Origin of the sequence: Streptosporangium brasiliense (genome assembly GCF_030811595.1) — a bacterium.
Classification (GTDB): Bacteria; Actinomycetota; Actinomycetes; order Streptosporangiales; family Streptosporangiaceae; genus Streptosporangium; species Streptosporangium brasiliense.
Map to the genome: position 1 here is coordinate 4,978,639 of NZ_JAUSRB010000002.1, position 11,544 is coordinate 4,990,182.

Annotated in this window: 11 protein-coding genes and 1 pseudogene; 7 read left to right on the forward strand and 5 right to left on the reverse strand. The window is 68.5% G+C overall.

All coding sequences use genetic code 11. The features are described from left to right. Positions 1 to 17: 17 nt before the first annotated feature. The 3 genes from sthA (at position 18) to J2S55_RS31285 (ending at position 3,124) form a co-directional block, all read left to right on the forward strand. Complete coding sequence (gene sthA, locus J2S55_RS31275; protein ID WP_306868289.1) at positions 18 to 1,421, forward strand: Si-specific NAD(P)(+) transhydrogenase; 1,404 nt, start codon at positions 18 to 20, stop codon at positions 1,419 to 1,421. Between the two features lie 439 nt (positions 1,422 to 1,860). Further along, the gene (locus J2S55_RS31280; RefSeq protein WP_306868291.1) at positions 1,861 to 2,787 is read left to right on the forward strand and encodes a hypothetical protein; all 927 of its coding nucleotides are present in this window, start codon (positions 1,861 to 1,863) and stop codon (positions 2,785 to 2,787) included. A gap of 25 nt (positions 2,788 to 2,812) precedes the next feature. Further along, positions 2,813 to 3,124: a prolyl oligopeptidase family serine peptidase gene (locus J2S55_RS31285; protein WP_306868292.1), complete on the forward strand. Its 312-nt coding sequence runs from the start codon at positions 2,813 to 2,815 to the stop codon at positions 3,122 to 3,124. Between the two features lie 198 nt (positions 3,125 to 3,322). On the opposite strand, the pseudogene J2S55_RS31290 reads toward J2S55_RS31285, so the two are convergent. Further along, positions 3,323 to 4,156, reverse strand: a pseudogene (locus J2S55_RS31290) (transposase family protein). A 181-nt stretch (positions 4,157 to 4,337) separates the two neighbouring features. On the opposite strand from J2S55_RS31290, the gene J2S55_RS31295 reads away from it, so the two are divergent. Next, on the forward strand, positions 4,338 to 4,577 hold the full coding sequence (locus J2S55_RS31295; protein ID WP_306868293.1) for a DUF2283 domain-containing protein: 240 nt from the start codon (positions 4,338 to 4,340) through the stop codon (positions 4,575 to 4,577). Positions 4,578 to 5,046: 469 nt separating this feature from the next. On the opposite strand, the gene J2S55_RS31300 is transcribed toward J2S55_RS31295, so the two are convergent. From J2S55_RS31300 to J2S55_RS31315, 4 genes are read right to left on the reverse strand one after another with little or no spacing between them, the layout of a single operon-like run. Next, a complete protein-coding gene (locus J2S55_RS31300) occupies positions 5,047 to 5,691 on the reverse strand; it encodes a response regulator (RefSeq protein ID WP_306868295.1) in 645 nt (214 codons plus the stop codon). Further along, positions 5,682 to 7,022 carry a sensor histidine kinase gene (locus J2S55_RS31305; RefSeq protein ID WP_306868297.1) on the reverse strand — a complete coding sequence of 447 codons (1,341 nt, stop codon included), beginning with the start codon at positions 7,020 to 7,022 and terminating at the stop codon, positions 5,682 to 5,684. The genes J2S55_RS31300 and J2S55_RS31305 overlap by 10 nt, the downstream gene beginning before the upstream one ends. A gap of 11 nt (positions 7,023 to 7,033) precedes the next feature. Next, a complete protein-coding gene (locus J2S55_RS31310; RefSeq protein WP_306868299.1) occupies positions 7,034 to 7,825 on the reverse strand; it encodes an ABC transporter permease in 792 nt (263 codons plus the stop codon). Positions 7,826 to 7,828: 3 nt separating this feature from the next. Next, positions 7,829 to 8,743, reverse strand: coding sequence for an ATP-binding cassette domain-containing protein (locus tag J2S55_RS31315; protein WP_306868301.1), 915 nt, complete (start codon positions 8,741 to 8,743; stop codon positions 7,829 to 7,831). Positions 8,744 to 9,163: 420 nt separating this feature from the next. On the opposite strand from J2S55_RS31315, the gene J2S55_RS31320 reads away from it, so the two are divergent. From J2S55_RS31320 to J2S55_RS31330, 3 genes are all read left to right on the forward strand, one after another. Next, entirely contained in the window at positions 9,164 to 10,672 is a 1,509-nt protein-coding gene (locus J2S55_RS31320) for an AMP-binding protein (protein ID WP_306868303.1), read from the forward strand. 1 nt (position 10,673) lies between these two features. Continuing rightward, positions 10,674 to 10,922, forward strand: coding sequence for an acyl carrier protein (locus J2S55_RS31325; protein ID WP_306868305.1), 249 nt, complete (start codon positions 10,674 to 10,676; stop codon positions 10,920 to 10,922). A 161-nt stretch (positions 10,923 to 11,083) separates the two neighbouring features. After that, the gene (locus J2S55_RS31330; RefSeq protein ID WP_306868307.1) at positions 11,084 to 11,458 is read left to right on the forward strand and encodes an ectoine synthase; all 375 of its coding nucleotides are present in this window, start codon (positions 11,084 to 11,086) and stop codon (positions 11,456 to 11,458) included. Positions 11,459 to 11,544: the final 86 nt, after the last annotated feature.

The window sequence follows — 11,544 nt, forward strand, 5'->3', positions numbered from 1 at the left end:
CGCGCAGACTGAGCCTTATGTGGGACTTCGATGTTCTCGTCCTGGGGTCCGGGCCGGGTGGGCAGAAGGCCGCGATCGCCGCGGCGAAGCTCGAACGGCGGGTCGCGGTGGTCGAGCGCCGTAACATGATCGGCGGCGTCTGCATCAACACCGGCACGATCCCGTCCAAGACGCTGCGCGAAGCCGTGATCCACCTGACCGGCCTCAACCAGCGCGGCATGTACGGCCAGAGTTACCGGGTCAAGGATGAGATCACCGCGGCCGATCTGGGGATCCGCACCCAGCACGTGATCGGCCGGGAGATCGATGTGATCCGGAGCCAGCTGGCCCGTAACCACGTGGCGATCCTGCACGGCACGGGGCATTTCGTGGATCCGCACACCGTCGGCGTGGTCGACGACAAGGGGCACGAGGTCGCGATCACCGCCGAGAAGATCATCATCGCGACCGGCACCCGCCCGGCCCGGCCCGACACCGTGGAGTTCGACGAGCACACGATCATCGACTCCGACGGCATCCTGCACCTGCGGGACGTGCCGGACTCGATGGTGGTCGTCGGCGCCGGGGTGATCGGCATCGAGTACGCCTCCATGTTCGCCGCCCTGGGCACCAAGGTCACCGTCGTCGAACGCCGTGAGCGGATGCTCGACTTCTGCGACCTGGAGATCGTCGAGGCGCTCAAGTATCACCTGCGGGATCTGGCTGTGACCTTCCGCTTCGACGAGACCGTCGCCGCCGTGGAGAAACGCGCCCGCGGCGCGCTGACGGTCCTGGAGAGCGGCAAGAAGATCCCCGCCGAGACCGTGATGTACTCGGCCGGCCGGCACGGCATGACCGACCGGCTCACCCTGGAGCGGGCGGGCCTGGCCGCCGACGGGCGCGGCCGCATCGGTGTCGACGAGCACTACCGCACCGCGGTGGAGCACATCTACGCCGTCGGCGACGTCATCGGCTTCCCCTCCCTGGCCGCCACCTCCATGGAGCAGGGCCGCATCGCCGCCCACCACGCCTGCGGCGACCCCCTGCCCGGCATCCACCACCTGCAGCCGATCGGCATCTACACCATCCCCGAGATCAGCTTCATCGGCCGCACCGAGGACGAGCTGACCCACTCCCACGTCCCCTTCGAGGTCGGCATCTCCCGCTACCGCGAGCTCGCCCGCGGGCAGATCATCGGCGACACCTACGGCATGCTGAAGCTGCTGGTCTCGCCGGAGACCCGGGTGCTTCTGGGCGTGCACGTCTTCGGCACCGGCGCCACCGAGCTGCTGCACATCGGCCAGGCCGTGATGGGCTGCGGCGGCACCATCGACTATCTCGTCGACGCCGTCTTCAACTACCCCACCCTGGCCGAGTCCTACAAGGTCGCCGCCTTGGACGCGATGAACAAGCTCAGGCGGGTGGCCCGCTTCGAGCTGTGAACAAGGTCGTGCCCACCGACGACCGTCACGACAGGCCGGACTCGACGCCGTTCAGACGCAACTCGATGAGCTGAACGGGCAATGGCGGCCGGAGAACATCACCGGCGAACTGTTCTTCGGGAACGCGCCTGACCTGGAGCGGGAGACAGCCGGGCTGCGACGGAGAAGAGCAAGTACGCGGCGCAGGTCCAGCAGCGCAGGGCGCGGGCGTCGGTCGGCGCCGATCTCGTACGGCGACGCGTACCTGCCGGAGGGGGAGGGCGGGTTCCCCCTGCCGACCAAGCGAGCCTACCTCCGAGAGGCGTTCCACGCGGTGATCGTCCATGTTCCACTTCGGTTGATGCTTTACAGGCAGCCTCACGTCTCATCCCATTCACCCCGTGCCTGGGCAGGGACCAGCGAAGCGAACCGATCGACCGGGAATCGACGTCTATGAACTGTGAAGCTTTCCACTTCGATCGGTCTCGGCCTCGCGGCGGCCGGGGTGTGTGTGGCGGCCGTGGCGCTCTCGGGAGCGATCAGCGAGTCACAGCCGGTACCGGCCACCTGCCCGCAACGCTGGGGCAGCGACGACATCGGCGGTTGGGTACCCGCCGCCGCCGACATCGACGGTGTGGAGGAGTCGCTTGTCCCCGGCTCACCGGTGAAGGCTCTCATCTGTGCCTACCCCGGAGACAACACACGTCCGGGTGGTGAGCGGCTGGCCGGTTCGCGAACGCTGACGGATCAGGCGGCGGCGATGGCCCGGGACCTCGCCTACCTCCCGGTGAGCACCGCCCCCATAGGCCGTTCATGCACGTTGATGGGGGGACCGATGACCAACTACCTCATCCGGTTCGCCTACCCCGATGGCCGCGCCCTGTGGGTGGGCAGCGCCGAGGAGGTCAACCGCTGCGTGAGGACCACCAACGGCACGGCCAGCAGTAACTCGTACGCCGGGCCCGCCATCACCATCGCCTATAAGGACGGAATCTGGCGGCTTGTACCTCCGGAGGACCCTTGCCGGAGTCCCGGCGACCGCCGGGGCCAGGAGGAGTTGATGGTTCCCGGACGACCCGGTCGGCTCACCGTGTGCAGGGACGCCACGTCCGTGAGGCCGCCCTACCGGAAACGGCACGGCAGGGACATCGCCCGCGCGCTGGCCGCGACACTGAACTCTCTGGACACCTTGCCGAGCCAGAACACCTGCAAGGGACTCGGAGGCGCCAACGAACGCGGCATCCGGCTCATATTCGACTATCCGCAAGGACCGGCCGCCGCGGTAACGATCTCGATGAACTGCGCCCCCGCCATCAACAACGGCCTGCTCCAGGCCGACCTGGACGACCCCGTCCGCGACCAGATCCTCCGCCTCGCTCCATCGTGACAATGGAACATGCAGGCGAACCCTGATGATCTTGAGCGCATGGCAACGAAAGGTTCGGTGCCACCTTCCAGCGCCTTCACCGCTGTCTGAGGGCGGGGATCATCGTCGGCTCACCCTGCCCAACCCGCGTGGCGGTGAGGGCCACGGACACGCCTTCGCGGTGGCCGTCGCAGGCGCGGTCGGCATGGACGAGTGGACCGACATCATCAGCGGCATCGGCCTGCTGATCGCCGATGGTGTCGCGGACCCGGATCGGCTCGGGATCGGTGGATGGAGCCACGGCGGTTTCATGGCCGCCTGGGCTGTCGGGCAGACGACCGGTTCAAGGCTGCGGTGATGGGCGCTGGCATCAGCGACTGGGGAATGCTCGTCGCCACCGGAGAATTCGGGACGCTGGAAGCGGGGCTCGGCGCTGGCTGCGGCTGGGAGGGCACTGGCCCGCACCGGCACGACGAGCTCAGCCCCGATTGGCTGCCTCAGTACATAATGCACTTCGGAGTGTTCACCGAACGGACGGCGCCTCACTGAAGTGATCTCAGCGGCTTTTTGTTGAGTGGCCGTGTTTGAAATGGGTGAGGACAAGCACGGCTTTGACGATGTCGCCGATTTTGCTGGGGCTGGCAGTGATGCGCTGGAGGGTGCGCCAGCGTTGGGTGAGCAGGGCGAAACCTCGTTCTCCCAGACAGCGCAGGGCGCGCAGGAGTGCGTTACGGGTGCGGGGGGCGATGTCGAGGGGCTGGCCGTCAGCAGGCTGTTCGATCGGGGTGAGAATACCGATGCCGACGCCGTCGTAGCCGGAATCGGCCAGTGTGGGGAGCCCGTTGGCGGCGGCTCTGTACAGCGCTCCCAGGACGTGTTCGCGGGCTGCGACCAGGTCGTGGACCGACCCGGGTTCGACGTCGGGTACCCAGAGCGGCAGGCCGTGCGGTACCGACAGCGCCTGGATGTTGCCGCCGTGGTGGCGGGCCTTTCCGGAGTACCACAGGTCAATCGGTTCGCCTTTGACGCCGGTGGTCTTTCCCAGCAGTGGTCGGTGGCGATGAGGGTGCCATCCAGAATCAGGTGGGTGAGGCCCGCGTCAGCGGCATCCTGCAATTCCTGGTGCAGGTCGGGCGCCTGGTTGGCCAGGACGTCGATGACCTCGTCGATGTAGCGGTAGGCGGTGGCGCGGGAAACCCCGTGGTCGCGGCCGAGGGCCGCCCGTCGGTGCCCTCGCGAAACCAGCGCAGTCCCATCACTGCCTGCGTAAAGAGGTCAGCGCCCGAGAACCCGCGCGAGCCCTCAGTCGCCGGCGTTCGGCCGCCAGCAGCGTGGAGAGATGGTGAACCAGTTCCCGGGAGACATCGCGCGTGGCACGATAGGTGATCACGCGGGGCTTTCTGGCTTAAGAAGACTTGTGGTGAGACCTCTTCTGTCGAAAGTTCCACGTCTATTTCACCGGCATTGCGATCCATCCCGCTTCATGTCTGCCACCGCCATTCTGGCGCCATCAAGTCTCAACCGTCCGAATCATCCTGCCGAGATTACTTCATAAGAATGCAGGTCGAAAAATGACAGTAGTGCGAGTCACATACGATGATGTAGTTGATGCAGCCTATGTGTACCTGTCCGATCCCCAGGTGGCGCGCCCACGCGTGGCTCGCATGTATCCGTGCGATCCTATCGAAGTCGACGGTATGATAAATCTTGATTTCGATGAAGACGGTCGCGTCATAGGAATCGAAATATTGGGGGCGAAGTCGAAACTTCCCAAATATCTTCTCGAGTCTGCGGAAATGCTTAATGGCTAGAATTCGGGATTGCCTTGCTTGGCGTGGATCCGACAGAAGCGCCATCCAAGTGGTGTACGGATTTAAATGTGCGGTGGTCGAGAAGCTGTGCGGATTCGAATGGCGGAGGTATCCGGCGCTCGAGCTCTTGATCGCACTGGGGCGACCTTCAGAAGGGGCGCCCGCCTGCGTGAGGAAGCGCGAGGGCTCGTCTGACATGCCGTCGACGCCGACGCCCGGGCCGACGTCTCGGCGTTGTGCGAGCGGTCCGGCATCTCCATACCGAGGACTACCAGCGGTTCCGGTAGTTCCTGGCCACGAGGGTCGTAAAGGGGCGTCGTGGCCGGTGTCCTGCGTCAGGCCCGTCCACGGACCTGGGCCGTCGCTCCGCGTCACGGACGACGGTGCCGTCGCCAGAGGCGGTCCGAGGCACCGGCTGATCGGACTCAGCTCGTACAGGACGGCTCGGGGGCGTGGGCCCGGTCCGCGGTCAGCCGTCGAGGTAGCGCAGGATCGCCAGCACCCTGCGGCTGTAGCCGGGGTCGCGGGGCAGGTCGAGCTTGTCCAGGATGGCGTTGACGTGCTTTTCGACGGTGCTCAGCGACACGTGCAGGCGTTCGGCGATGGCCGCGTTGACGAAGCCCTGCGCGAGATGCTCCAGCACCTCCCTCTCGCGCCCGCTCAGCCTGCTCAGCGGGTCGGCGTGCGTGGTGCGGGCCAGCAGTTGGCGGACCACCTCGGGGTCGAAGACCGCGCCGCCGGCGTGCACGCGCTCCAGCGAGCCGAGGAAGTCGGCCACCTCCGAGACCCGGTCCTTGAGCAGGTAGCCCAGGCCCTCGGTGGTTCCGGACAGGAGCGTGGCCGCGTAGGTCTTCTCGACATACTGCGACAGGACGAGCACGCCGACGCCCGGCCAGCGCTCGCGGATCTCCAGCGCGGCCCGCAGCCCCTCGTCGGTGTGGGTCGGGGGCATGCGCACGTCGACGACGGCCACGTCGGGCCGGTGCCGTTCGACGGCGTCGAGCAGGGCCCGCGAGTCGCCGACCGCGGCGACGACGTCGTGACCGGCGTCGTCGAGCAGCCGGATCAGGCCCTCGCGGAGCAGCACCGAGTCGTCTGCCAGGATCAGTCGCACGGCGCCGCCTTGGGCAGCGTCGCGGAGACCTTGGTGGGGCCCCCTGCGGGGCTGTCGACGGTGAAGTCGCCGTCGAGCGCCCGGACGCGTCTGCCCAGCCCGGACAGCCCTCCTCCGGACGGGTCGGCGCCGCCGCCGCCGTCGTCTGAGATCGCCACGCTCACCGTCCGCTCGTCCTCGGTCAGGACGACCAGGATGTCACGTGCCCCCGCGTGCTTGACCGCGTTGGTGATCGCCTCACGGGCCACGAAGTAGAGGGCCGTCTCGACCTCGGAGACGGGCCGGTCGGCCAGCCCGTAGTGCACGGTCACCGGCACGCTCGAACGCTCGGCGGCCCCGGCGAGCGCGGCGCGCAGGCCCAGCTCGTCGAGCGCGGTCGGGTAGATCCGCCAGGCCACGCTGCGCAGCTCGTCGAGCAGCTGGCGCGACTCGGTGTAGGCCTGGCCCACCAGCTCGGCGGTCCTGGCCTGGTCGGGGCTGTGCCGGGCGCGGCCCAGCAGCATGGCCAGCGCCACCCCCCGCTGCTGCACGCCGTCGTGCAGGTCGCGCTCGATCCTGCGCCGCTCGTCGTCGACGGCCCGGACGATGCCCGAACGGGTCGCGGTCAGCTCGGCGATGCGTCGGCGCATCAGCTCCTGCCTGCCCGGTCCGAGGAAGTGGGCGGCCAGGCGCCGTTCGGCGGTGCCGAGCGCGAGGATCCAGAGCGTCACCAGCGCCAACAGGACCACCCCACCGGTCAGCCCGAGCGCCCAGCCGCTGGTGACCAGCCTGACGCCCGGAAACTCCAGCGGCACCGGTTCGGACTCGCCCGAGACCAGGCCCCACAGCCCGCCGGACAGGAAGAGGCCGCTGACGAACAGGCCCGACACGCAGACGTATCCGCCGAGCACGCCGAGCACGGCGCGGACGGCGAGGAATCCGAGGACGCCGCGGCCGTCGGCCCACGCCGTGCCGGGGCCGGGCCGGTCCATGTGCGCCGTCTCGCGGTCAGGCCGATCGGGCCGGTCGGACGGGTCGGCCCACGCCGTGCCGGGGCCGGGCCGGTCCATGTGCGCCGTCTCGTGGCCGGGTCGGTCGGGCCGGTCGGACCGGTCGGACGGTGCCGATCCATGGCCGGGCCGGTCCAGGCGCGCCGTCTTGTGGTCGAACCAGGCCGCCAGCCGGGCCCGTTCCATCCGCACCAGCCGGTCCGCGACCCGGCGGGCGGCGGGCCGTACGGCCGGAGCCACGGACGCCGGCCAGGCCAGGCAGAGGAAGGCCAGCTCGGCCAGGCCGAGGGCCATGCCCGCGAGGACCCCCACCAGCATGCGGGCGACTCGGTTGTCCGACACGATTGCGAAGTCTAGGCGTCGCGCCGGCGCAGCACCGCGTAGCCCGCCGCCACCGCGGCCGCCGCCCACGCGAGCAGCCAGGCCAGTCCCTCACCGGCCGGGTAGGGGATCGGGCCGCCGGTCATGTTCTCGGCGCTGCCCATGAAGGCCAGCCCCGCGAACATCGGCATGCGCAGCGACGCCTCCAGCGCCGCCTGGCCACCGGCCATCAGGAGCATGAACGGCAGGCCCATCAGCAGCATGAACACCACGGTCAGGGTGCCCGCCGCGCTGCGCATCGCGGTGCCCACGCCGAGCGCCATCACCGACACCAGGGCGGAGAAGACGCCCAGGCGCAGCAGGTCGAGCGCGGTCTCGGCGGGTGGCAGCGCCGCGTAGCCGCCGAACGGACCCGCCGACAGCACCGCGTAGGTGACCACCGTCGCCACGCCGCCGGACACCACCCCCGTCGCGAACATCGCCAGCGCCATCACCAGCGCCTTCGCGGCGAGCAGCCGGCCGCGGACCGGCGTCGCCTGCAGCGTGGTGCGGATGCCGCCGGAGGCGTACTCCGAGGTGATCACCAGCATCGCCAGCGTGACCAGTGCGAACTGGGTGAACGCCGTCGCCGAGATCACCGGCTCGCTCGCGGGGAAGCGTGTCCCGCCGTCGCGGAGCCTGTCGGTCGCCATGGCGCCGCCCAGCGTCACCGCGCTCAGAACCATGAGCGCGGCCGCGCAGGCCAGGCACCACCAGGTCGAGCGGACCGACCACAGCTTCGTCCACTCGGCCCCGATCACGTGGCCCAACTCCTTGGCGCCCATCGTTCACACCCTCGCTCTCGGCGCGCCGTACTCCACGCTGCCCGCGGTCAGTTCCTCGTACGCCTGCTCCAGCGAGGCCTCGCGCGCGCTCAGCTCGTGCAGCCGGATGCCCGCCTCGTGCGCCAGGTCGCCGACCTGCTCAAGGCCGGTGCCGGTGGCGACCAGCTCGTTCTCGCCGCGCCGTTCCACGGTGATCCCGGCGGCGCTCAGCCGTACGGAGAGATCTCCCGCGTGCGGGCTGCGGACGACCACGGCGGTCAGCGAACTGCGTGCGATCACCTCTGCCAGCGGCGCGTCCATGATGAGCCGGCCCCTGCCGATCACCACCAGGTGGTCGGCGGTCAACTGCATCTCGCTCATCAGGTGGCTGGAGACGAAGACCGTGCGGCCCTCGTCGGCCAGCGAGCGCATCAGGTGGCGGATCCAGCGCACGCCGTCGGGATCGAGGCCGTTGACCGGTTCGTCGAACATCAGTACCTCGGGGTCGCCCAGCAGCGCGGCCGCGATGCCGAGCCGCTGGCTCATGCCCAGCGACAGCGCGCCGGCCCGCCTGCCCGCCGCGCCCGCCATCCCGACCGTTTCGAGGACCTCCTCCACCCGGCTCCTGGCGATGCCGTTGCTGCGCGCCAGCGCCAGCAGGTGCGCGCGCCCGCTCCGCCCCGGATGCACCGCGCGCGCGTCGAGCAGCGCGCCGACCGTCCGCAGCGGGTCCCTGATCTCGTGGTACGGCAGGCCCCCGACCAGCGCCACGCCCGCCGTCGGGCGGTCGAGGCCGAGGATCATGCGCATCGTCGTCGATTTGCCCGCCCCGTTCGGCCCGAGGAAGCCGGTGACCGTGCCCGGTCTCAACTCCAGTGACAGGTCGTCGACGGCCGTCCGGTCGCCGTAGCGCTTGCTCAATCCCCTGAGGCTGATCATGTGGGCCAACGCTAGGCAGCGGCGGGCCCGCCCACCATGGGGGCGGGCCGCCGAGCCGTATGGCGGATAACCGTAACGCGCCCGGCTTTTTGCCTGTCCGCGCAGGTCACGGGCCGTTCCGCGGCCGCCTGGCAAGAAGCGGTCAGCCGCGGACAGCATGCTGACACCGGAATATCTGGTCTGTGAATGCCGGTGGGCGCAGAGTTGGTTGTGCGAGAACAGAAACAACCACAGCCCGAGGAGAGGAGTTGAAAATGAACATCTCAGTCACCTGCCCGGCCGACTTCAATGTCGGAGCGGTGTCGGACCGGGTCCCGTTATGAGATGCCGCCGCATTTCTGGGAGCCCGAGGTTGGAAATTCATCGGCTACGCGGACGCGAGGCGACGCCGGCTATTTATGTGAGGAGGTTGGAGAGTCCATGGAGCCAACGGCTTCGGTGATCACGAAACTGATCGAGCACGCACGGATACGTCCCACCGCGCCCGCGTTGATATGGTGCGGGAAAGAGACGAGTTACGCCGAGTTGTGCGACATGATGTGGGGAGCATATTCCGAGGTAAGAGAGTTGAGCTCTGGTCCACTGGGCATTCTCGCCCGTAAGTCGCCGAGGGCGATCGGTCTGCTCCTCGGTGCCATGCTGGACCGCCGGAGCTTTCTCGTCCCGTCGCCCGGTCTGCCGGAGAGCACGCTGCGCGGGCTGTTCACGCAGGCCCGTTGCACGCATGTGGTGTCGCCGGACGACAACTGGGACGCGGCCCGGGAGAGCATGGTCGCGCAGGTGATGCGGGTGGAGCCGGGATCCCCGGGCTCCGCCGCGGCGCCGGTGGGACCGGACGACCCGGACCAGGTCTCGTTCATGCTCACCACCTCGGGCTCCACCGGACTGCCCAAAATCGTCCCGTTGACGGTGGGGGCGGTCGACCGGTTCGCCGACTGGGCGCACGACCGGTTCGACCTCGGCCCCGGCCGTTCCGTGCTCAACTACGCCCCCCTCAACTTCGACCTGTGCCTGCTCGACATCTGGGCGACGCTCAAGCAGGGCGGCTGCGTGGTGCTGGTCGATCCGGACCAGGCCACGAACGCCCGCTCGCTGTTCGACCTGCTGGCCGACCACCCGGTGGACGTCATCCAGGCGGTGCCCATGCTGTACGGGCTGCTGACGGACGCCGCCAGGCAGACCGGCGAGCAGGTGTACGCCACCCAGCACGTCATCTTCACCGGCGACGCGATACAGCCGGGATGCCTGGCGGAGCTGCCCAAGCTGTTCCCGGAGGCGAATTTCTACAACCTCTACGGCTGCACGGAGACCAACGACAGTTTCATCCACCGGGTGGACGTCGAGTCGGAGCGGCTCTCCCCGCTCCCCCTGGGGGAGCCGCTGCCCGGGGTGGAGGCCCTGCTCGTGACCGATGACGGCGGAGTCCTGACCGGTCCGGGGACGGGTGAGCTGTATGTGACCACACCGTTCCAGACCACCGGATACCTCAACGCCTCACTCGACGACAAGTTCGTCGAGCATCCCGGGCGGCCGGACGGCCGGCGCTATTTCCGCTCCGGAGACCTGGTGCGCAGGCACCCGGACGGCCGGCTCACGCTTGAGGGGCGCAACGACTTCCAGGTGAAGATCCGGGGTCAGCGGGTCAACACGCAGGAGGTCGAACAGGCGCTCCTGGCACACGGCCAGGTCCTGGAGGCGGCGGTGGTCGCCATCCCCGATCCCCGGGCGGGCCACCGGCTGCACGCCGCTCTCCGGCGGCGTCCCGACAGCGGGCTGAACAGCCTGGAGATCCGCCGGCACTGCGCCGGCCGGCTCCCCGGAGCGGGCATCCCCTCGACGGTGCAGATCGTCGACGGTCCGCTCCCCAGGACCTCCACAGGAAAGATCGATCGTAACCACATCAAATCCATCCAGACAGAGGCGGCATGAAATGGACAATGCGACGACCATCAAGAAATTCATTCTGAGTGAATTTCTGCCCGACGTGGGGGCCGGCGAGCTCGACTCCGACTACGACCTGCTGAACGGCGGGATAGTCGACAGTCTCGGCCTGCTCCGGGTCATCGAATGGCTGGAGATCCAGTTCCAGCTGGATTCCGACACGATCGAACTGACCCCGGACAACTTCCGGACGATCAACAGGATATCGGCCCTCGTCGACACGGCGGGCCGGGCCTGAATCCGGGCCGGCACGACAGTCGATCCGAATGAGCGGCGCCCCGCGGCCCGGATGAGCGGCGGCCCGCAGACCAGGTGAACGGACGGCGCGCCATCAATGCGGACATCGGCGCGCGGATCAAATGAACGGACATTGAACGCACAGACTAAGGAGCAGAAATCATGATCGTTCGAGACCTCAACGAGTCGAAGACCGTCGACTGGGGGAACGGCCTGAGCCGGCGTTTCCTGCTGGAGTCGGACGGAATGGGATACACCCTCACCGACACCATCGTCTACGCCGGGACGAAGTCCCATCTTGAGTATCGCAACCACCTGGAAGCGTGCTACTGCATCGAGGGCAGCGGAGAGGTGATCGACCTCCAGGGGAACTCCTACCCGATCACACCGGGGACGATCTATGCCCTTGACCTGCATGACGCCCACTACCTCATCGCCTCTCCCCACGAGGACCTGCGGCTGGTCTGCGTCTTCTCTCCCGCGCTCAGAGGCGACGAGCGGCACAGCCTGGACGCCGCGGAGTTCTCCCACTACTAGGACCCGCCCGCGGTGGGACTCCCGGCGGTCACCTACCAGGACCCGCCCGCGGTGGGACTCCCGGCGGTCACCTACCAGGACCCGCC

Coding starts and splice junctions, on each gene's coding strand:
- sthA (WP_306868289.1), top strand. CDS start 18: ATGTGGGACTTCGATGTTCTCGTCCTGGGGTCCGGGCCGGGTGGGCAG.
- J2S55_RS31285 (WP_306868292.1), top strand. CDS start 2,813: ATGATCTTGAGCGCATGGCAACGAAAGGTTCGGTGCCACCTTCCAGCG.
- J2S55_RS31295 (WP_306868293.1), top strand. CDS start 4,338: ATGACAGTAGTGCGAGTCACATACGATGATGTAGTTGATGCAGCCTAT.
- J2S55_RS31310 (WP_306868299.1), bottom strand. CDS start 7,825: ATGGGCGCCAAGGAGTTGGGCCACGTGATCGGGGCCGAGTGGACGAAG.
- J2S55_RS31315 (WP_306868301.1), bottom strand. CDS start 8,743: ATGATCAGCCTCAGGGGATTGAGCAAGCGCTACGGCGACCGGACGGCC.
- J2S55_RS31320 (WP_306868303.1), top strand. CDS start 9,164: ATGGAGCCAACGGCTTCGGTGATCACGAAACTGATCGAGCACGCACGG.
- J2S55_RS31325 (WP_306868305.1), top strand. CDS start 10,674: ATGGACAATGCGACGACCATCAAGAAATTCATTCTGAGTGAATTTCTG.
- J2S55_RS31330 (WP_306868307.1), top strand. CDS start 11,084: ATGATCGTTCGAGACCTCAACGAGTCGAAGACCGTCGACTGGGGGAAC.